The sequence below is a fragment of the Neobacillus cucumis genome, from assembly GCF_016908975.1.
In the GTDB taxonomy this organism is placed as follows: domain Bacteria; phylum Bacillota; class Bacilli; order Bacillales; family Cytobacillaceae; genus Neobacillus; species Neobacillus cucumis.
This window is the reverse complement of the sequence record NZ_JAFBEX010000001.1, coordinates 46,042-67,904: the sequence shown is the minus strand read 5'-3', so window position 1 is coordinate 67,904 and position 21,863 is coordinate 46,042. Positions and strand designations below refer to the sequence as shown.

At 38.6% G+C, this 21,863-nt stretch carries 20 protein-coding genes; 19 read left to right on the top strand and 1 reads right to left on the bottom strand.

What is annotated here, in order from left to right:
* Positions 1–53: 53 nt before the first annotated feature.
* The 15 genes from JOC76_RS00315 to JOC76_RS00245 all read left to right on the top strand — a co-directional run bounded on the left by JOC76_RS00315 (position 54) and on the right by JOC76_RS00245 (position 15,305).
* The gene (locus tag JOC76_RS00315) at positions 54–1,817 is read left to right on the top strand and encodes a sigma-54 interaction domain-containing protein (RefSeq protein ID WP_239557452.1); all 1,764 of its coding nucleotides are present in this window, start codon (positions 54–56) and stop codon (positions 1,815–1,817) included.
* A 62-nt stretch (positions 1,818–1,879) separates the two neighbouring features.
* Positions 1,880–2,488, top strand: coding sequence for a nucleotidyltransferase family protein (locus JOC76_RS00310; RefSeq protein ID WP_205175156.1), 609 nt, complete (start codon positions 1,880–1,882; stop codon positions 2,486–2,488).
* Between the two features lie 167 nt (positions 2,489–2,655).
* Positions 2,656–4,113, top strand: a complete 1,458-nt coding sequence (locus JOC76_RS00305) for a protein adenylyltransferase SelO (protein WP_205175155.1) — start codon at positions 2,656–2,658, stop codon at positions 4,111–4,113.
* A 255-nt stretch (positions 4,114–4,368) separates the two neighbouring features.
* On the top strand, positions 4,369–5,499 hold the full coding sequence (locus JOC76_RS00300; protein WP_205175154.1) for an ATP-binding protein: 1,131 nt from the start codon (positions 4,369–4,371) through the stop codon (positions 5,497–5,499).
* Between the two features lie 247 nt (positions 5,500–5,746).
* Positions 5,747–6,439 (top strand): Na-translocating system protein MpsC family protein, encoded by a 693-nt coding sequence (locus tag JOC76_RS00295; protein WP_205175152.1) that lies wholly within the window; start codon positions 5,747–5,749, stop codon positions 6,437–6,439.
* Between the two features lie 80 nt (positions 6,440–6,519).
* Positions 6,520–7,215 carry a Na-translocating system protein MpsC family protein gene (locus tag JOC76_RS00290; protein WP_239557451.1) on the top strand — a complete coding sequence of 232 codons (696 nt, stop codon included), beginning with the start codon at positions 6,520–6,522 and terminating at the stop codon, positions 7,213–7,215.
* Positions 7,216–7,391: 176 nt separating this feature from the next.
* Entirely contained in the window at positions 7,392–8,156 is a 765-nt protein-coding gene (locus JOC76_RS00285) for an IclR family transcriptional regulator (protein ID WP_205175150.1), read from the top strand.
* Positions 8,157–8,213: 57 nt separating this feature from the next.
* Positions 8,214–9,101 carry an acetaldehyde dehydrogenase (acetylating) gene (locus JOC76_RS00280; RefSeq protein WP_205175147.1) on the top strand — a complete coding sequence of 296 codons (888 nt, stop codon included), beginning with the start codon at positions 8,214–8,216 and terminating at the stop codon, positions 9,099–9,101.
* 20 nt (positions 9,102–9,121) lie between these two features.
* Positions 9,122–10,150 (top strand): 4-hydroxy-2-oxovalerate aldolase, encoded by a 1,029-nt coding sequence (gene dmpG, locus JOC76_RS00275; protein WP_205175145.1) that lies wholly within the window; start codon positions 9,122–9,124, stop codon positions 10,148–10,150.
* A 222-nt stretch (positions 10,151–10,372) separates the two neighbouring features.
* Positions 10,373–11,443, top strand: coding sequence for a branched-chain amino acid aminotransferase (locus JOC76_RS00270; protein ID WP_205175144.1), 1,071 nt, complete (start codon positions 10,373–10,375; stop codon positions 11,441–11,443).
* Between the two features lie 8 nt (positions 11,444–11,451).
* A complete protein-coding gene (locus tag JOC76_RS00265; protein WP_239557450.1) occupies positions 11,452–12,387 on the top strand; it encodes a ketopantoate reductase family protein in 936 nt (311 codons plus the stop codon).
* Positions 12,388–12,564: 177 nt separating this feature from the next.
* The gene (locus JOC76_RS00260; protein WP_205175683.1) at positions 12,565–13,344 is read left to right on the top strand and encodes an amino acid ABC transporter substrate-binding protein; all 780 of its coding nucleotides are present in this window, start codon (positions 12,565–12,567) and stop codon (positions 13,342–13,344) included.
* A 139-nt stretch (positions 13,345–13,483) separates the two neighbouring features.
* Positions 13,484–14,143, top strand: a complete 660-nt coding sequence (locus JOC76_RS00255; RefSeq protein ID WP_205175142.1) for an amino acid ABC transporter permease — start codon at positions 13,484–13,486, stop codon at positions 14,141–14,143.
* Positions 14,144–14,158: 15 nt separating this feature from the next.
* Positions 14,159–14,902 (top strand): amino acid ABC transporter ATP-binding protein, encoded by a 744-nt coding sequence (locus JOC76_RS00250; protein ID WP_239557449.1) that lies wholly within the window; start codon positions 14,159–14,161, stop codon positions 14,900–14,902.
* Positions 14,903–15,068: 166 nt separating this feature from the next.
* Positions 15,069–15,305, top strand: coding sequence for a hypothetical protein (locus JOC76_RS00245; RefSeq protein WP_205175141.1), 237 nt, complete (start codon positions 15,069–15,071; stop codon positions 15,303–15,305).
* A 49-nt stretch (positions 15,306–15,354) separates the two neighbouring features.
* On the opposite strand, the gene JOC76_RS00240 is transcribed toward JOC76_RS00245, so the two are convergent.
* A complete protein-coding gene (locus tag JOC76_RS00240; RefSeq protein WP_205175140.1) occupies positions 15,355–16,851 on the bottom strand; it encodes a peptide MFS transporter in 1,497 nt (498 codons plus the stop codon).
* Positions 16,852–17,301: 450 nt separating this feature from the next.
* Here JOC76_RS00240 and JOC76_RS00235 point away from each other — a divergent pair, with 450 nt between their 5' ends.
* The 4 genes from JOC76_RS00235 to JOC76_RS00220 all read left to right on the top strand — a co-directional run bounded on the left by JOC76_RS00235 (position 17,302) and on the right by JOC76_RS00220 (position 21,855).
* Complete coding sequence (locus JOC76_RS00235) at positions 17,302–18,066, top strand: MerR family transcriptional regulator (RefSeq protein WP_205175139.1); 765 nt, start codon at positions 17,302–17,304, stop codon at positions 18,064–18,066.
* Positions 18,067–18,225: 159 nt separating this feature from the next.
* Positions 18,226–19,239, top strand: coding sequence for an ABC transporter ATP-binding protein (locus JOC76_RS00230; protein WP_205175680.1), 1,014 nt, complete (start codon positions 18,226–18,228; stop codon positions 19,237–19,239).
* Positions 19,220–20,188 carry an ABC transporter ATP-binding protein gene (locus JOC76_RS00225; RefSeq protein ID WP_205175137.1) on the top strand — a complete coding sequence of 323 codons (969 nt, stop codon included), beginning with the start codon at positions 19,220–19,222 and terminating at the stop codon, positions 20,186–20,188. Before JOC76_RS00230 ends, JOC76_RS00225 begins: the two co-directional genes overlap by 20 nt.
* Before the next feature lie 50 nt (positions 20,189–20,238).
* Positions 20,239–21,855 carry an ABC transporter substrate-binding protein gene (locus tag JOC76_RS00220; protein WP_205175135.1) on the top strand — a complete coding sequence of 539 codons (1,617 nt, stop codon included), beginning with the start codon at positions 20,239–20,241 and terminating at the stop codon, positions 21,853–21,855.
* Positions 21,856–21,863 lie beyond the last annotated feature (8 nt).

Here is a 21,863-nt window from a genome sequence, read left to right as displayed (position 1 = left end):
CAGCTTTTTTACTGGAATCTTGGCTTTGCGCATTTACAGTAAGGAGAGTTAAAATGAAGCGATTAAGTGGATATAGCGTTTCATTTTGTGTTAAAGTGATAAAAAAAGTGGGAAAGGATTTTAGTATGTTCAAAAGTGCACAATATCAATTGGATTACTCCTTTACAATTGTAAATGATCGTACACCATTAACTGAAATAAAAAAGAAACTGAAAGAGTATAATTTTGTCATTGTAGCTGGTGGAACATACTTTATCATTAATAACTACGAATATAACCTGATGGCTATAGGAAACGACTTTACGCCTATTATTGATTGGCTTCTACATCTGAACTGGCTGCCCTCAACAGTCGTTTCGGCTGACAAAGGTCTTACGGCGGAAGTGGACTGGAGGAGACCGGTCCTTTTTAAAGATGAAAGGGAATACATGGGAATTCTAACATCAGGGAAGGAAATAGCAAAACTTAAGAAAGAGAACCTTAAGAGTTCAGCTTATTTTAAAACCTTGGCAGAGACCATAAGCGATTCTGTTACAGCCGTGGATGAAGCAGGAAATGTGGTTTACTGGAATACAACAGCAGAAGAGACATACAAAATAAAAAAGAAATTTATCTTGGGTAAAAGAATCGGTGAGCACTTTAATGATGAATCTGTTATCCTTCATCGAATACTGAGTGAAGGGCGGCCTGTAAGAGGGGAGTATCATCGTCCAAATAAAGATACGCATGTTTTGATAAATGCCTTACCGATAATAATTAATAACGAAATAATCGGCGGTGTCGCTACCGAACATAATATTACCAATATTATCCGGCTTAACGAAGAGCTGGATTCAAATTCATCTTTACTAGTCTCTAAAACAAATCCATTTTCTAGTATTGTTACGGGAAGCTCGAGATTTCAAGAGGCCTTGAAAATTGCGCAAAAAGTTGCTCATGCTGACATACCTGTCCATTTAACAGGTGAACCTGGTTCAGGTAAGGAAATGCTGGCGCAAGCAATTCATTATGGCGGTGCCAAAGCAGAAGAAGCATTTATCACCTTGAATTGTTCAGTCATTCCAGCGGCTATGTTGGAAATTGAACTTTTTGGTTTTCAAAAGGATATCGACACCTCCGAACAGCAAACTTTGCAAATTGGAAGGATTGAACAGGCTTCTAATGGTACGTTATTTATTGAAGATGTTGATAAAATGCCGTTATCCATTCAGGGGAAGTTGCTAGACTACCTAGTCGACCATAGTTTTTACAGGGTTGGAGGGGGAGAAAAGATTACAGCTCCTACCCGAATTATAACCTCAACATCCGAATCCATTGACCTATTGCTAAGAGAAGGAAGTCTTAATGAAAAGCTCTACTTTCATCTCTCGGTCATAACAATCGATATTCCGCCGCTTCGGACAAGAAAAGAAGATATTGCCTCATGGGTTGATAAATATTTCAAGGAATTTAGCTCCAAGTATAAAAAAATGGCTCCTGGGATTCATCCCGAAACGATGCGCTACTTAGTGGACTATGATTGGCCTGGGAATTTGCGTGAACTCAGGAATGCAATCGAACGGATGGTTCTACTAAATGATAAACAGATTATTACAAGTGAACAATTGCCAGACAACATAAAAAGCAAAGTGATTGTTAGTAAGAATGAAGAAGAAGTTGAAAGTAGCACGACGGAAATTTCCTCAAAAAATGCCGAAGCGTCGCAAATAGAAGAGGCATTAAGAAAAACGTATGGAAATAAAAGTGCGGCAGCGAGTTTGCTTGGTATTTCAAGGGGGACGCTATACAACAAAATAAAAGAATATGGTTTAGGTTGAGTGCTAAAACGTGAATTTATGATAAAAGAATAAAGAAAAATGGTGAGGAGGTATAAGAAAATTTGGTTCCGATAAAAGCAGTTGTTTTAGCAGCGGGTGTTTCCTCTAGGATGGGGGAGTTTAAGCCTTTGCTTCCGATTGAGGGAAAACCGATGCTAGAGATTGTTTTAACAAAAGTTTTATCATTTCCGTTTAAAGCTGTATTAGCAGTTGTGGGCTATAAGGCAGATGAACTGAGAGAGGCTATACATGTTCAAGATGATCGGTTTAATTGGATCATTAATGAGCACTTCTTAGTCGGATTAAGTAGTTCGATAAAGGCCGCAATAGATTCCTTTCATAATGAATCAAGTGGTATTTTAGTATTCTTGGGTGACCAACCATTGCTAAAGACATCCACAATCGACCAAATCCTCAAGGTAATCATTGAAAAGGGATTGGCACAATCTAAAAGCATTGTTCAACCAACTTTTAATGGAACACCTGGACATCCCGTTTTTATTTCTGCTCCTATGATCCCTTATCTGAAAACAATAAACGGGGACCAAGGGGCTAAACCAATCTTTAAATACGCTGATCAACATATTTACCTTCCCATTGATGATGAAGGTGCGATTATAGATGTGGATACTAAACAGGATTACCAAAATATAGTGAACCATTCAAAATGAGGCTGCTATCTTCAAGGATGCAGCCTTTTTGATTCCTGATAAAAGCATATCTCACATGACATTGGAGACGAAAAGATATAATAATAATACGGAGGCAGAAATCAAAAAGGAATATCACCTATTAATACAAATTATAAATATAAATATATGTAGAAAAGGAGCTACCGATGACAAAACTAGGTTGGAACTTTGATAACAGTTACGCACGACTTCCTAAATCATTTTTTACAACACAGAACCCGACCCCAGTAAATTCTCCAAAGTTAGTCGTTCTTAATGTACCCTTGGCAGAATCCTTAGGTTTGGATGCTAAAGCACTGCAAAGCGAAGAGAACACGGAGGTGTTTGCGGGTAATAAGATACCCGTAGGTGCTTCACCGCTTGCGCAAGCCTATGCTGGTCATCAATTTGGTCATTTTACTATGTTAGGAGATGGCCGGGCCATCTTAATTGGCGAGCAGATAACACCTCAAGGTGACAGGGTTGATGTTCAGCTCAAAGGTCCAGGCAGAACTGCATACTCCCGCGGGGGAGATGGCCGGGCAGCACTTGGACCCATGCTTCGTGAATATATTATCAGTGAAGCCATGCATGCACTGGGAATTCCGACAACGCGAAGTTTGGCAGTGGTCACAACAGGAGAAACCATTATCCGTGAAACCCTGCTTCCTGGTGCAATCTTAACGCGGATTGCTGCTAGTCACATCCGTGTTGGAACTTTTCAATATGCAGCAGGTAAAGGCGATGTGGATGATCTTCAAGCTTTGGCCGATTACACCATAAAGCGTCATTATCCCAATATTGAGGGTGAGGAAAATCGATACCTTGCACTGCTTCAAGAAGTTGTTAAACGACAGGCCGCTTTGATTGCCAAATGGCAGCTAGTAGGTTTTATTCATGGAGTGATGAACACTGATAATATGACCATTAGTGGAGAAACCATAGATTATGGACCTTGCGCCTTTATGGATCAGTATGATCCGTCAACTGTTTTCAGTTCCATTGACAGAGAAGGGCGCTACGCCTATGCTAATCAGCCGTATATAGGCGGATGGAATCTGGCACGATTTGCAGAAACCTTATTGCCTCTTCTACATGAAAATCAGGAGCAAGCTGTCCAATTAGCGCAGGAGACTATTTCACAATTCACAAACTTATATCAAACCAATTGGCTTAAAGGAATGAGATCAAAACTAGGCATTTTTAACGAAGGGGAACAGGATGAATCTTTATTTGAAGAGCTCCTCAATCTAATGCATAAGTATCAGGTCGACTACACTAATACTTTCCGCAGCTTAACCTTTGCTCAATATGATGATAAAAAGTTATTTGAGAAACCTGAATTTTTACAATGGAAGGAGCGGTGGCAGGCCAGACTTGGAAGTCAGAAGGAAACGGAAGAGGAATCAAATCGGTTAATGCAAAACAGTAACCCTGCGGTAATCCCCCGGAACCACCGGGTAGAAGAAGCACTTGAAGCCGCAGTTACTCAAGGGGATTACAGTGTAATGAACAAACTATTACAAGTACTCTCAAACCCGTATGCACACAATCCGGAACAGGAGGAATACTGTACACTGCCTGAGCCGTCTATTCGTCCTTACCAAACCTTTTGCGGTACATAAGTGAAAAAGGTTTTAATGGAACTTTAAGAAAATACTGATAACTTATTGCCAAAAATGGGAAAATATTATATAGTTAAGATGGACATAGAGTAATTGCTCTATTCTACCGGATAATGGAGAAGATAGTTAAAACTTAAAATGGTAACGAATTCTAGAAATTGATGCTAGATTTTAAAGCCACAGTAAGCTGCAGGGAATTCCCTGCTCTTATTGTGGCTTTTTTATTTCATAAATTAAGAAAGGAGGGTCTGCCTTATGGTAATGCATGGAACCGATCGAAAGAGTGTTCTTTTAAAAGTATATAGGGATACGAACATGGATAAGGACTTTTCGATCCTATCTAAAAATCGTGATGCATTTATATTAGTTGACCTAGAAGGGAAAATTGAATATTCCAGCCATGCTTGTGAACCCTTATTAGGTTATTCGAGGGATACTTTGCATCAGATAACATTAAATAAATTGTTTGTTTCAGACTATTTAAATCAAGAGCAAACCTTCTTTAAAGGGAGAGAACAGGAAAAACTTGATAACTTTGATGCCCAGCTACAAGTCATTGAAGGAAGTATCTTAGATGTAAACGTTACTTCGATTCCTATTTTTTTTGAACAGGATTACCTTGGCGCGTATCTAGTCATTAAGGATATCACATCTATAAAGCAGAACAGGTTAGCGATGGAACGTGAAAAAGAGTATCATGCCTTAATTAATAATTTATCTCGTTTATCTGAAAAACAAGCTACCGCTGGTCAGCTGGCTGCCGGGATTGCCCATGAGATCCGCAACCCCATTACCGCCATCAAGGGCTTTTTACATTTACTAATGGGAGAAAACGTGGGGAATAGAATCTATTTTGAAATTATTAATTCCGAAATTGACCGGATTGAAGAAATTCTAAAAGAGTTAATGGTCCTCGCAAAGCCAAACAAACAAAAGTATGAGCGGGTAAATCTTCAGAGTTTATTAGAGCAGGTTATTACCTTAATGGCTTCGCAGGCCCTCTTAAATAATATTCAAATGGAAACACAGTTTAATTTCACTAATACATGGATTATTGGTGATAATAATCAATTGAAACAAGTTTTTATTAATTATATAAAAAATGCAATTGAAGCCATGCCCGAGGGGGGGATGCTGCGTATAAATGCAATGCCTCTTGTTGGCGGTCGGGTCCGAGTTAGTATAACCGACCAAGGCAGCGGAATTCCTGAAGATATACTTAATCAAATAGGCCAGCCTTTTTTTACCACAAAAGAAAATGGAACGGGGCTGGGGCTGTTGGTAAGCCGACAAATAATAAAAGAACATAAAGGGGATTTATTTATAGAAAGTAGTAGGAATGGAACAACTATTCATGTGGAATTTCCTCTATTTTCAGAACAATAATTTTTATTTCATCGTAATTTTTCAGCTAATATTGTTGTTTTCCTGTGAATTTAATGTTATTATTAATTTTGCCTAATGTCTTGCTGTCATTAGTTTTGGGAAACATGATTAAAGCCTATTTATTATAATAATATATTCTCATTGTGATGGTAAATGGTAGAAACTAATTTTTAAAAGTCGTCTTAACCGTGGCCTAACTTCCTTTTGTGAAGTTAGGCCTTTTTATATTGTATCAAGGGGGATTTGAATGGTTGCAACTCAAGAGGATTTGCTATCTCTGAGCAGTTCAGTTAGTAAAATATTAAAGCGGGGGTTTGGAAAAGGACCGGAAACATGTTATACAGTCTTAAGAGAAAACAGATTATATGTTTATATCCGTAATTTTTTGACGCCTGCCGAAGAAATTTTAACAGATAAGAAAGAATATAATCTGGTGATGAAATTTCGGACATCTGTCATTGAAGCCATGACCAAAGAAATAATGGACGAGGCCTCCGAACTATTAGACATTCCCTTTGAATCGCTCTATCAAGATTGGAATTATCATTCTAATTCGGGCATTATACTTTTAGTCAATCATAGTTTCAATCCTGATGTGAAGATTGATGAAAGTTTCGAGAGGAAATTATTTCGTTTATGTAGAATAGTTGGTTCAAAGCTGCATAAAATCCCCGACGAGTTAAAGATTGTTAAATACACTCAGAATATTTGTGCGATTGAATCAAAGGGGGTCATGCTTCCGTTGGATTATTTATTATCAGAACAGGGGAGTACAGACCTTTTATTTACCCATGTCAGGGAAATTAAAAAGGGATACTTTCAGCATAGAGAATTATTTGAAGACATGTTTAATCGAACGATTGAGGATTTATTTATCATGTGGGACTATAAAAAAAATAAAAGTTACTTAATCTTTAGTTTCAATAAGGTTTATACTTAAAAATTCAATAAAGTTTTGCTGTCTGGACATGATAGTGTTAGGCAGTTTTTTTGCTTGTTGAAAGTGAGGTCGAATTACGGATGTCAGTGCCACTGCAACAAAAGCTAATGGATATAAGCAGTCTAACAAGTAAATTGTTAAGGAAAAATTTTGGACGTGGTCCGGAATCTTGCTATGCTTATGCGAATGAGCGATTTTTGGTTTTTTATATACGGGGGTTTTTGTCGCCATTGGAATCTACTTTGCTTGAGAACGGTAATCCTGATAATATTGAAATTTCGCGTAATATCGTTATGAAAACGGTCCTTAACCAATTAAGAGGGATTATTGAATTAGAATTTGAACAAGATGTCGAATGCTTTTATCATGATTGGAATTATCCGCAAAATACAGGAATGATCACGGTTCAATTCGAAGGTGATATTAATGAACCTGTTAGTCAGAATCAACCTATCTCGTTTGATCCGAAACCTTTAATTAATGAGGTTGAAAGAATTAGTATTTTGGTACAAAAAAGGCCGGAAAAAACAGAGGCGATCTGTATCTCTCCAAAAATACATGTGGTAAAAAGAGAAGGGATCTTAGTTCAGATTGAAAAGATGTTAATCGCTAAGGGATATGAACATACTTTGCTAGTTACCAAGGATGAACTAGAAAAGTCCTATTTGCATAGAGATGGGCGTTTTGAAGAAATCTTCCGGAATCCTGTTGCCGATATTTTCGTGGATTGGGACTTAAGTGAAGACCGGAGTATTATCTGCTTTGTACTAAAATAGGATGGTGAATAATTATTGATTTTAAGCTGAATTTTTCTTAAGGAAAATTTGGCTTTTTTTATGGCTCAACTTTTGTAATAAGTATTGACAGAATAATCAAATAAGGATTAGTATAAAAGAGTATTAAATATTTACGAACGTCATTCGATAATGTCGAACAAAAAGGAGAATCCATAGTGGCGGAACGTTTGATTCAATCAATAGAAAGAGCAGCAGATGTCCTAGAACTATTTTTAACTTCAACTCCAGAACTAAGTATCAAAGAAATGAGCGACAGATTGAACTTATCAAAAAGTACCGTTCACGGCATTATCAAAACATTAGAGCACCGAGGCTATCTTCAACAAAATCCAGATGATTTGAAATATCGGCTAGGAATTAGACTTCTTGAACTAGGAAACTATGTAGGAAAACATCTGGATATCGGCAGAATAGCCAGACCGATTATTAGAGAACTTGTTGACGATCTAAATGAAACCGTTCACTTAGTAACCCTACAGCGAAATGAACTTATTTACATCGAAAAAGTAGAAGGTCCCAGTGCTCTTACCATTTATTCGCATATTGGGAAAAGGGCCCCATTTCATTGCACCGGTGTCGGTAAAGCGATTCTGTCTCAGCTAAGTGAAGAAGAAACAGATCGAATATTATCCTCAGCCAACTTGGAAGCATTTACGGAATTTACGACAACAAATATTGAGGATATCAAAAAGCTTTTACCAACGATACGGGAACAAGGTTATGCGGTTGATGATGAAGAAATTGAGCTTGGGCTAAAATGTATAGCTGCTCCGATTTTTAATCATCAAGGCAATGTAATCGCTTCAATCAGCTGTGCTGCCCCAAAGGTAAGGTTAGATGAAAAGCGGCTTCCAAAGGTCATCAATGGGATTAAAAAAGCAGCTGCTGAGATTTCAAAAGGGTTAGGTTATTTAGGGTAATAATTCATCTTTTAGTGAGTGCATACATAAAAATGGAAGTTTAGGAGGAGATCTATTTTGTCAAAAGTAAAAGTTGCCATCCTTGGCTCGGGGAACATCGGAACAGATTTAATGGTCAAACTAGGACGCTCTGAATTTTTAGAACTAACTGCTGTCATTGGTATTGACCCGCAATCAGATGGTTTACGACGTGCTAGAGAATTAGGTTATGCAGGGGTAGATACAGGAATTGATGGTTTCCTTGAAGATCCAGATTTAAAAGCGGATATCGTTTTTGATGCAACAAGTGCAAAAGCACATCTTTATAATGCTAAAGTTTTAAAAAAGGCAGGTATAAAAGTAATCGATATGACACCTGCAGCTGTAGGGCCTTATGTATGTGCTGCCGTTAATATAGAAGACCACTTGGATAAGAATAACATCAACCTGATTACTTGCGGCGGTCAAGCAACCATTCCAATGGTTCATGCTGTTAACCGAGTAGCTCAGGTAGAGTACGCTGAAATTGTGGCCACCATTTCTAGTAGAAGTGCAGGACCTGGAACTCGGGCAAATATCGATGAATTTACTGAGACAACATCACGAGCAATTGAAAAGGTTGGCGGAGCCAAAAAAGGTAAGGCGATTATCATCCTAAACCCAGCGGAACCGCCCATTATCATGCGGGATACTGTTTATGCACTTGTAGAAGAAGGAAGTATGGACGAAGAAGCCATTACGAAATCAATTGAAGAAATGATTAAAGTGGTTCAATCATATGTACCTGGTTATCGACTTCGCACGGAACCGATTTTTGATGGTAATAAAGTGACTATATTTTTAGAAGTAGAAGGTGCTGGTGATTACCTGCCAAAATATGCAGGAAACCTAGATATCATGACATCAGCAGGTGTGAAGATTGCTGAGGCATTCGCAAAAAAACTACTTACAAAAGAAACAGTTTGATCTGATAGGAGGGAAATAAAATGAAAAATGAAAGAGATATCCTCATTACGGAGGTAGCTTTACGGGACGGAAGCCATGCGATTAACCACCAATTCACGGTCGAGCAAGTACTTAAAATAACGAAAGCATTAAATGGTGCCCATGTACCTTTTATCGAAGTATCTCATGGAGATGGACTAGCAGGGTCTTCCTTACAGTATGGTCTTTCTCGTACCAATGAAATGGAATTAATTGAAGCAGCTGTATCGGTAGCAGATAAGTCTAAAATCGCGGTACTGCTTCTACCTGGAATTGGTACGTTGCATGAATTAAAAGAAGCCGCTAATTTAGGTGCGAAAATGGCTCGGATTGCCACCCATGTAACAGAAGCAGACGTAGCTCCACAGCATATTGCTTATGCAAAAGAATTAGGAATGGAAACAGTAGGATTCTTAATGATGAATCATATGGCACCAGTTAATAAATTAGTAGAACAAGCCCAATTAATGGAAAGCTATGGTGCAGACACGGTATATGTTGTAGACTCAGCGGGTTTTCTGCTGCCTGACCAAGTGCGTGAACGGATTCGTGCCTTGAAACAGTCTGTGGGTATTAATATTGGTTTCCATGGTCATAACAATCTATCACTTGCAATGGCCAATACACTTGTGGCGATTGAAGAGGGAGCAACTCGTATTGACGGAAGTGTACGCTGCCTTGGTGCTGGAGCAGGTAACACCCAGACAGAAGTATTGGTAGCGGTTTGTGAACGGATGGGAATCAAAACAGGAGTAGATTTATATAAAATGATGGATTTAGCGGAAGAGATTGTGGCGTCTATGTTACAAGTGCCGCAGGAAATTACAAGAGACAGTTTAACATTAGGGTATGCGGGTGTATACTCAAGCTTTGCTCTTCACGCCAAACGGGCTGCCGCAAAATTCGGCGTGGATTCACGTGATATTTTAATAGAATTAGGAAAGCGAAAAGTGGTTGGCGGTCAAGAGGACATGATTGTGGATGTGGCTGCTGAAATTGCCAAGCAAAACAATAAAGTAGTGCTGGGGTAAGAGATTCATAGTAAAAAAAGCAAGTAGGTTCTGTCGCTCGTGACATGCTTACTTGCTTTTTTCTTTTAGAAGAGTATATTAGTAATTGTTTTTATTTGGATAATTTCTTATTTGCCCCATTATTCAAAAAAATGTGATAAAATAATCAAAATAGTATTAAAATTATGTGACTATATTTTTATTTTCAAGGATTTATAGGAACTAAGGATGGGAGCCGTAATCATGAAGGAGCTAAAAATTGATATCACTCTAAGCACAGAAAAAAAACAAAAGCCATCATTTGACAATTTAGAGTTCGGGAAATACTTTACTGACCATATGTTTATCTGGAACTATACAGAAGGCAAAGGATGGCATGACCCTCGAATTGTCCCGTATCAACCCATTACGCTAGACCCAGCTGCAACTGTTTTCCATTATGGACAAACAGTCTTTGAAGGCTTAAAAGCATATATGACTAAGGACGAACAAGTTTTATTGTTTAGACCAGATGAAAACTTTAAACGGTTTAACAGATCCAATGACCGGTTAGTTATGCCAGAACTTGATGAGGAGGGTGCACTAAGCGCCTTAAAGCAATTAATTCAAATTGAACGGGATTGGATTCCTACTGCGGAAGGGACATCCCTCTATATCCGTCCATTTATGATCGCAACGGAAGCATTTTTGGGTGTACATCCTGCAAAAACCTATCAATTTATGATTATTCTTTCACCAGTAGGTGCTTATTATAAAGAGGGTATCAATCCGGTTAAAATTGCTGTGGAAAGTGAATATGTACGTGCTGTTGCTGGCGGAACTGGAAATGCTAAGACAGCAGGGAACTACGCAGCAAGCTTAAAGGCAGGCGAAATTGCCGAGAAAAATGGTTATTCACAGGTGTTATGGCTTGATGGTAAAGAGAATCAATATATCGAAGAAGTTGGCAGTATGAACGTCTTCTTTAAAATCAATGGTGAGGTTATAACTCCGGCTTTAAATGGGAGCATCCTTGAAGGGATTACCCGTAAATCGGTTATCGAGCTATTGAATTACATGAATGTACCAGTTGTTGAGCGAAAGCTTTCAATCCATGAAATTCAGCAGGCCTATCAGGATGGAGTATTAGAGGAAGCATTTGGTTCAGGAACGGCCGCTGTTATCTCTCCAATCGGAGAATTACTATGGAAAAACGAGAAAATGTTGATTAATAATGGAGAGATTGGTTCTTTATCGAAGCAAGTATATGATACACTAACGGGAATCCAAAATGGCATAAAAGAAGATCCTTTTGGATGGTCTGTAAGAATCTAAGGTGAAGAATGATGACCATAAAAAAAGTCTCGTTGATTGGTTTGGGAGCATTAGGAATTTTATTTGGTAACCAATTATCCAAAAAAATCCCTTCGGCTGATTTAAGAATAATCGCTGATCGAACCCGAATTCAAAGTTATCAAGACGAGGGTGTCTATTGTAATGGAGAACTCTGTCATTTTCAATATATGACACCTGAAGAAGTGTGCGAGCCTGCTGATTTACTGATTATCGCAGTTAAATTTAATGGTTTAAATGAGGCCATTCAATCAGTAAAACACCATGTTGGTAAGAAAACACTGATTATCTCTCTCTTAAATGGAATCACTAGTGAAGAAATAATTGGTGAGGCATATGGTATTGAGAAAGTGTTGTATTGTGTGGCACAAGGTATGGATGCTGTAAAAGTGGGGAACCGTTTAACTTATGATCATATGGGCATGCTCTGTTTTGGTGAAAAAGAACCAGTGCTAAATTCGGAAAAGGTAAACCGTTTAGCTGATTTTTTTGAAAAAATGGAGATCCCATATGAGACTGACCCCGACATGGGAAAAAGGCTTTGGGGTAAATTCATGCTAAATGTTGGGGTTAATCAAACGGTTGCGGTATTTGAAAGCGACTATGGTGAAGTGCAGCAGGATGGACCGGCAAGAAGCATGATGATCTCAGCGATGAGAGAGGTGATTGCCCTCTCATCAAGAGAAGGAGTTAAGCTAACGGAAAATGATTTAGATTATTGGTTAAGGGTACTAGGAACTTTAAGTCCAGATGGAAAGCCGTCGATGGCGCAAGATGTCGAGGCTAGACGGTTCAGTGAAGTTGATTTATTTTCTGGTACAGTAGTGGAACTCGGTAAAAAATACGGAATCCCTACACCAGTCAATCAAGAGTTGTTTGAAAGAATTAAGCAGCTTGAGAGTCAATATACTGGTATAAAAATTTAAAGAAAAAGTAAAGGCAGCTTCCTAATCGGGAGCTGCCTTTATTTGTATGATGAAATAAAGGTAAGTGGAAAATGATTGTATTTTAAAATATTATAATGTTATAATGTGTTAGTATGATAATATGTTAACGTACTAAAGGGTTTTTACTATTAATCTTGTAAAAGGTGGTTATACATGATGAAACGTATTGCAACAATTATCTTGGCCATTGCAGCCGTATTTTCTCTTTTGACTGCTTGCTCAGGCAAAACATCTGGAAATGGGAATGACAATACACTGGTCATCGGGATTGATGATAAATTTGCTCCAATGGGATTCAGAGATGAAAATAACAAAATTGTTGGATTTGATATAGATTTAGCAAAAGCTGCAGCCGAAAAAATGGGCAAAAAGGTACAGTTTCAGCCAATCGATTGGAGTACAAAAGAGTCTGAACTTAGCAGCGGACGGATTGATCTTATTTGGAATGGATATACCATAACAGATGAACGGAAGAAAAAGGTATTGTTTACAAAGCCATATTTAAAAAATGCTCAGGTAGTAGTAACTAGAAATGATTCTAACATCACTAAACTTTCTGATTTAGCAGGTAAGGTTGTAGGTCTGCAATCACTTTCTTCGGCATCTGATGCATTAAATGCGAACCCAATTAAATCAAAATTAAAGACCATTACTGAGTTTAAAGATAATGTTTCAGCTTTAAATGACTTAAAGAGCGGTCGTTTGGATGCTGTAGTTATTGATGAAGTTGTCATTAATTATTATATGACAAAAGAAAAAGATACTTTTAAAATATTAGATGAATCCCTTGCTCCGGAAGAATACGGAGTAGGTGTGAAAAAAGGAAATGAAGATTTACTAAAAAAACTTCAAAAAGCCCTTAATGACATGAGTACAGATGGTACGGCAGCGAAAATTTCAACTAAGTGGTTTGGAGAAGATAAGGTATTAAAGTAGTATCGATTGAGGTAAAACAGGATTTCCGTAGGAAAGCCTGTTTTGTTTGTTAATAGGAAAAGTGAAACTCTGGTCTAACATGTAAGTTGGTACCTGCAATTCGTAAGTTTATGTTTTTCTAAATGGAGGAAAATGTTGAATGTCTATTGATTATATTATTTCGATCTTGCCGCCAATGCTTGAAGGGGCCCAGATGACCGTCCTATTGTTCTTCATTGCAATTGTACTGGCGATTCCATTAGGCTTTTTATTAACATTAGCAGTGAGAAGCCAAATTAAACCATTGTCATGGCTTGCTCAAACTTATATCTATGTTATGCGGGGAACACCACTGTTATTGCAATTATTGTTTATCTGTTTTGGGCTGCCAATGATTCCTGTTATCGGTGAGTATCTCGTTTTGGACCGTTTTGTTGCAGCGTGCTTAGGGTTTATTTTAAATTATGCCGCTTATTTTGCGGAAATTTTTCGAGGCGGGCTATTGGCCATTGATAAAGGGCAATACGAGGCATCCCAAGTACTAGGGCTGAATCGCTGGCAAATGACAACTAGAATTATTTTGCCGCAAATGTTCCGGATTGCTCTTCCGGCAGTCGCGAATGAGTCTGTTACACTCGTAAAAGATACCGCGCTCCTCTATGCAGTCGCAGTACCAGAATTATTGCATTTTGCCGAAACAGCAGTCAATCGTGATTTTACCATTGTACCATTCGTTGTCGCTGGGGTTATTTACCTTTTGATGACTCTTGTATTAACACTAGTATTCAAGTGGATTGAAAATAGATTTAGATTTGAATAAAGGTATGGGTGATTTATGTCAATCATTGAAGTTTCAAACCTCAAAAAATCTTATGGGAATTTAGATGTTTTAAAAAATATTACTTTTGATGTAAATAAAAATGATGTTGTAGCAGTCATCGGTCCGTCTGGTTCCGGTAAAAGCACGATGCTTCGAAGTCTTGTCCACCTTGAACAAGTTGACGCAGGCAGTATCAGTGTTGCAGGGGATTATTTGGTGAAAGAGGGGGTCTATCCAAAACTCTCTGAAATCAAGCAGATTACCGCCAAAATGGGAATGGTTTTTCAGCATTTTAATTTGTTCCCGCATCTCACTGTTCAGGAAAATTTGATGATTGCTCCTAAATTGGTGAAAAAGGAAACTGCTGCCGCCCTGGAGCAGCGAAGCTCGGAACTTCTTGATAAAATCGGTCTATTAAACCGAGCTAAGGCGTATCCAGCTAATTTATCGGGCGGGCAAAAGCAGCGCGTAGCCATTGCACGGGCACTTATGATGAGCCCTGATATCCTATTGTTTGATGAGCCTACCTCAGCTCTTGATCCTGAATTAACAGGGGAAGTTCTTCAAGTAATGAAGAATTTAGCAGAATCGCATATGACCATGATTGTGGTTACACATGAAATGGGTTTTGCAAAAGAAGTAGCAAATCGGGTTATCTTCATGGACAATGGGGAGATTATCGAGTCTGGACCTCCGTCTGAAATTTTTACCAATCCTCAATTTGAACGAACAAAGGCTTTTTTAAACCGAAGTTTATAAACAGTAGAGCTCATCTTTTTAAGGATGGGCTCTTTTTTATCGCAGAATTCAAAGGTACATTACAACAAGCTCTTAATGATGTTATATATGATAGTCAATTAAATAAATAATATAAATCCAAGTTGGTTAGGGAAGGATATAAGTAAAAAAAGGAGGTCCTTTCTCAATGGATTTGAATCCGTTTACCAATAAGGATAAGGATAACGAAGAAAAGGAAAAACTTGCAGCCATTCTTGAAAATTCTAAAGAAATGGAAGAAGAGTTGATGCGGACGTATCTCATAACAGCAGAGCGAATTCATGATAATGATGTATTAAAAGAGCGACTTGAGAACTTTGCCCAAGGTAACGCCAAACGGACGAAACAGTTAATGGATGAATTGAATAATCTTACAGATAAATAAAAAAAGGTGAAAGTTCTCTTTTAATTAAAAGAGATTTTCACCTTTTTTTTTACCGAATGCCTTTCATTAATCCCTGAATCTTTGGTGCTAGCATTAATAGAATCATCCCAAGGACGATGGAAGCACCGCCGATTACACCAAAGTAGGTCATTTCTGATGCAGGTGTATAGAATTTAACTACCTGTGCATTTAATGCCTGGGCAGCTGCACTTGATAAGAACCACAAACTCATCGTTTGCGCAGAAAATGCTGCTGGGGCTAATTTTGTAGTAGCTGATAGTCCAACAGGTGATAAACATAATTCACCTAATACAACAATTAGATAACTAAGAACGAGCCATAATGGATTTACTAACGAGTCCGTTCCACCGAAATAAGCAGGAACAAGAATCACCATAAAGGATAAACCGGCAAATAATAAGCCAAGTGAAAATTTTTGCGGAATGGAAGGCTCACGCTTTCCTAATTTCACCCAAATTGCCGCGAATACTGGAGCCAATACAATAATAAATAAAGGGTTTAATGATTGAAACCACGCTGGAGAAATATGCAATCCAGCAAAATCTAATTGTGTACGTTTATCAGCATAGTTTGCAAGGATGGTAGAACCCTGCTCCTGAATAGCCCAGAACATCACGGAAGCAATAAATAACGGAATATATGCAATAACACGTGAGCGCTCTACAGATGTAGTTTTAGGGCTTGTGTACATACGAATAAAGTAAATAGTTGGAATTAGTATTCCTAGAATACTTACAATATTAATAAATCCTTCAAATGTTAATTTCCCACTTGGAATCGTCATAAAACAAATAATAGCAATAACAATAATCGCAAAAGCGAAATAAGTATATACTTTTTTCTTTTCAGCAGATGTAAACGGGTTTGTTACCGTTGTTCCAGCAAGTCCAAGGTTTTTCTTCTTTGTTATAAGGAATAAAATAAGTCCAAGGAACATACCTACCGCTGCGATACCAAATCCCAAGTGGAAGCTAGTATTCATGATGGTTTTAGATCCAACAATTAATGGTGAAAGAAAGGCACCTGCGTTAATACCCATGTAAAAAATACTAAAACCAGCATCACGGCGGTTATCGTTTTCAGCATACATTTCACCAACAACGGTTGAAACATTTGGTTTTAATAATCCGGTACCCAAGACAATTAGTACCATTGAAACAAAGAAAAAGGCGATACTTCCAGGAATGGCAAGGGCAATGTGACCCAGCATAATGAGAATTCCACCAATGAAAACTGCTTTTGAGGTACCAAAGATACGGTCAGCGAACCAGCCGCCAATAATCCCTGACATATATACGAGGGAACCATAAATGGACATAATAGACAATGCCAAGGTTTGGTCCATGCCTAAACCGCCCTTGGTTACACTATAATACATATAGTAAACGAGAATAGCTCTCATTCCGTAATACGAAAATCTCTCCCAGAATTCGGTGAAGAAAAGGGTAAATAAACCTTTTGGGTGACCAAAGAATCCTTTCTGAGGTACACTATCCACAATTTTCTGTTTATTTATGTTTGACATTAAATAACCTCCTTTTACATTATTCTATAATAATTTTGTATTTTTGAATTGTCAAAAACTTTTTTTGGAAAATAGATTTGTAATAAATAAAAACCTAGATAATTCAATATATTCAGGATTACCAAGGGTAAAAAGAAAGTTTTTTGGGAATAATATCTCATTTCTGACAAGAATTATTATTCACTCTATTTAATTGGTGACAGGCACCATTTTTTTTTAAGATAAGAAATTATAAAAATTGACTTTGAGAATTGTCCAGCTCTAGCGCCTAGCCCCTCGAGGTCACAAGACAAGCCATCCAAAAGGTTAAAAAGCAACCTTTCGGCTGGCTTGTCTTGTGCTTGTCGGGGCTGAGCAAGGCGCTTGCGCTTTACTTTTAAAAATAGGCTTTACAGTGATTGACTTTGACGTTGCGTAAAGGTGTATTGTTGATTTAGAGGAGGTGATGGTGTGGAGTATACAGTGCAAAGGTTGGCTTCTTTGGCGGGTATCAGCACTAGAACGCTAAGATACTATGACGAAATAGGGATTCTTAAGCCGGCAAGAATTAGTTCGTCAGGATATCGGATCTATGGCCAGGAAGAAGTCGACCGGCTGCAGCAGATTCTTTTTTTTAGAGAATTAGATGTCAGCTTAGATAAAATTAAAGAAATAATCACAGATCCTTCATTTGATGGTGCGGCCGCACTTAGAGAACATCGTGAAAAACTCCTTGAGAAAAAGAAGCAATTAGAGTTATTAATTGCTAATGTCGATAAAACTATTGCGTTAACGGAAGGGAGAATGGAGATGTCTAATAAAGAAAAGTTCGAAGGTTTTAAGAAAAAGATGATTGAGGATAATGAAAAACAATTTGGGCAAGAAATACGCCAAAAATATGGTAATGACAAGGTAGATCAATCGAATGCTAAGGTAACGAATATGACCGAGGTGCAGTATAATGAAGTAACTGCGTTAGCTGAAAAAATCAAACTCACTTTAGCGGAGGCTTTTAAAACAGGTGATCCTAAAGGAGAATTGGCCCAAAAAGCGGCTGAGCTGCATAAGCAATGGTTATTGTTTTATTGGAACGAATACAGTAAAGAGGCCCATGCCGGTCTTGCTCAAATGTATGTTGATGATGAAAGATTTACTGCTTACTATGATAAGGAGCAGCCCGGTACAGCTGAATTTTTAAGAGATGCGATAAATATTTACACTGGGATCAAGAAGTAATCTAGGTGCCTGACACTATGGTGTCAGGCACCATTTTTTAGTTTAGTCAATTCTTTAAAGTGGAAAGTCGAAAAGTTGTATGAATAATTGGTTCTAAAATTCAATAGATTATAGAAGCTTTTGTTTCGAATAGTAGAAAAGAGAAAAGTAGGTGTGAAGGTGGAGAAAGGGCCTATTCTGCGAATTAATGATTTAAAAGTGTCATTTCAATCGGGAGGGAAATATATCCCTGCTGTTGATGGAGTGAGTTTTGAATTAAAAGAGGGAGAAATACTCGGAATCGTTGGTGAATCAGGAAGCGGCAAGAGTGTCACCGCCTTATCTGTAATGGGGTTAATACCATCGCCTCAGGGAAAAGTGGACAATGGCAGCATTATTTTTGAGGAAAAAGAGATAACGAATATTTCTGAGAGCGAGTGGAGAAAAATACGTGGTAATCAAATATCCATGATTTTTCAGGAACCAATGACATCCTTAAATCCTTTATTCACCATTGGGAACCAACTAAAGGAAACGATTCGGTTACATACCAATCTAACAAAAAAAGAATCAAAGATGCGTAGTATCGAATTATTGCGGCTTGTTGGGATTCCTAGAGTAGAAGGGATTTTAAAGGAGTATCCTCACCAATTATCAGGAGGGATGAGGCAGCGGGTAATGATTGCAATGGCAATGGCCTGCCATCCTGAGGTATTAATAGCGGACGAGCCCACAACAGCACTAGATGTCACGATTCAAGCGCAAATTCTCGCGCTAATGAAGGAGTTAAATAAAAAAACGAATACTTCTATCATCCTCATTACGCATGATTTAGGAGTTGTTGCAAGTATTTGTGAAAAAGTGATGGTCATGTATGCAGGGCAAATTGTGGAGCAAGGTGAAGTCAGGGAAGTACTGAAGAATCCTGGGCATCCCTATACAAAGGGACTATTAAAATCCGCACCCGATATAAGAGAACATAAAGAACGGCTCTATAGTATTCCGGGAACAGTCCCGGCGCCAGGTACAGTGAAACAAGGCTGCCGCTTTGCTGCTAGATGTTCAGAGTCCTTTGCAAGGTGCCAAACGGAAGATCCGAAATTATATGTTTCTAGCAATGATGGACATTTAGTACGCTGCTTTTTACATTCAGTAAAGGAGGGGAGTGATCAGCATGCCGGAGTTACTACTTGAGGTTAATGGTCTTAAAAAATACTTTCCGATAACAGGTGGACTTTTTGGCAGGAAACAAGGGGAAGTAAAGGCTGTGGATGATGTTTCTTTTTATGTAAAAAAAGGAGAAACGCTCGGTATTGTCGGTGAAAGCGGCTGTGGGAAATCGACTACTGGACGCTTACTGATGCGCTTGATTGAAGCCAGCAGCGGGAAGATTCTCTTCGAAGATCAAGAAATTACTAGAATGTCAAAGTCAGAATTAAGAAGATTGCGGCGCGATATACAAATGGTCTTTCAAGATCCTTATGCCTCCTTAAACCCCAGACATTCAATTGAACAGATTCTTGAAGAGCCATTGATTGTACATGGAATAGGGACAAAAGAAGAAAGGCGGAAGCAGGTAAGGGATATGCTTGACGTAGTTGGCTTGAGCAGCTACCACGCCAAACGATATCCTCATCAATTTAGCGGCGGACAGCGTCAGCGGATTGGAATAGCCAAGGCACTTATGACGAAACCAAAGCTGATTATTGCCGATGAACCCGTCTCAGCATTAGATGTTTCTATTCAGGCCCAAGTCCTAAATTTAATGAAGGATATTCAAAACGAGTTTCAGCTTACCTATATATTTATTTCCCATGATTTAGGGGTAGTCAGACACATTTGTAATCGGGTCGGTGTGATGTATTTAGGAAGATTGATAGAGTTAGCCGAAAGTGAAGAGTTATATCAAAATTCGTATCATCCTTATACAAAGGCACTGCTTGCAGCGGTACCTATTCCGGACCCCGATAGTAAGAAGGAAATGATTTTCATTGAGGGTGAGATGCCAAGTCCAGCAAACCCTCCATCAGGCTGTGCCTTCCATACCAGGTGTTCACAGGGATTGGATATTTGTAAAACAACTAGACCTCGAGAACATGATCTAAAGGGTCATCTTGTTGCATGTCACTTATATAACAAGTGATATGTCTCATTCATGATAATAAATAAAAATAATTGGGAGGAACAAACGTTATGAGGAAAAAAAGTTCTTTTAAACTGCTGTTGATCGCTTTGCTAGCCATTAGTATGTTTTTGGCTGGGTGCAACAGCAAATCAAACCAAGCAGGGGGAAAGAAAGAACCTGCCTCTGGAAGTGAAACGAAAAAGGATACTCTCGTATATGGCCGTGGAGGAGATTCTACCTCATTAGACCCTATAACCTCAACAGAAGGAGAAACATTTAAAGTAACCGACAACATTTTTGAAAACCTACTACAATATGGCGACCAAGACACCACTATTCACCCCGGACTTGCTGAATCATGGGAAGTTACTCCGGATGGATTAACTTACACATTTAATCTTCGGCAAGGAGTTAAATTCCACGATGGCACGGATTTTAATGCAGAAGCAGTTGTATTTAACTTTGACCGCTGGATGAATGGAAACGCGGACAGCTTCCCTTACTACACCATGTTTGGTGGTTATAAAGGGGATAAAGGTCACGTTATTAAAGAGGTAAAAGCCATTGATGATTATACCGTTCAGTTTGTATTGACCAGACCACAGGCGCCATTCCTAAAGAACTTGGCCATGTCTCCGTTTGGAATTGCCAGTCCGACGGCTGTTAAAAAATACGGTGACAAATTTAGAGAACATCCTGTTGGAACAGGTCCTTTTAAATTTGTTGATTGGAAAGAAAACGACTCAATTACCCTCGAGAAAAACCCTGATTACTGGCAAAAAGGCTATCCTAAGTTAAACAAAGTTGTTTTTCGTGTCATTCCTGAAAATACGGCTCGTCTTAACGCCCTAGCTAATGGCGAAATAGACATAATGGATGGTTTGAACAATTCAGATGAAGCAACAGTAAAAGCAAATGACCAGCTCCAAGTGATTGAACGTCCATCTATGAACGTAGGGTATATTGGATTAACTACCACTCATAAGCCATTTGACAACAAGCTTGTTCGCCAAGCGATGAATTACGCGATTGATAAAAAAGCGATTATCGATGCGTTTTATGGAGGTAAGGCTTTAGAGGCTGTTAATCCAATGCCTCCTTCGATTGAAGGCTATAACAAGTCCATTGAGCCGTACCCATATGATTTAGAGAAAGCCAAACAATTATTAAAAGAGGCCGGTTACGAAAAAGGATTTGAAACGGACCTTTGGGCGATGCCGGTAGCTCGTCCGTATATGCCTGAAGCACAAAAGGTAGCAGAGGTCATTCAAGAAAGCCTAAGTAAGATTGGTGTCAAAGTCAAAATACAATCGGTTGACTGGGCAACCTATTTAGAGAAAGCAGCTAAAGGTGAGTTTGATATGTTCATGCTTGGATGGACAGGGGATAATGGTGATCCCGATAACTTCTTATACACCTTGCTTGATAAAGACAGCATTGGAAGTAATAACTATTCCTACTACAGCAATGACCAATTGCACGATATCTTAATTAAAGCCCAGACAGAAACAGACCAGGCAAAGCGTAATGCCCTTTATGAGCAAGCTCAAGTGATTATCCATGATGATGCTCCATGGGTGCCGCTCGTACACTCTACACCATTATTAGCAGCAGCGAAAGACGTAGTTAATTATCTGCCGAACCCAACAGGCTCAGAACCTCTGACAAAAGTTGAATTCAAATAAGAAGGTAA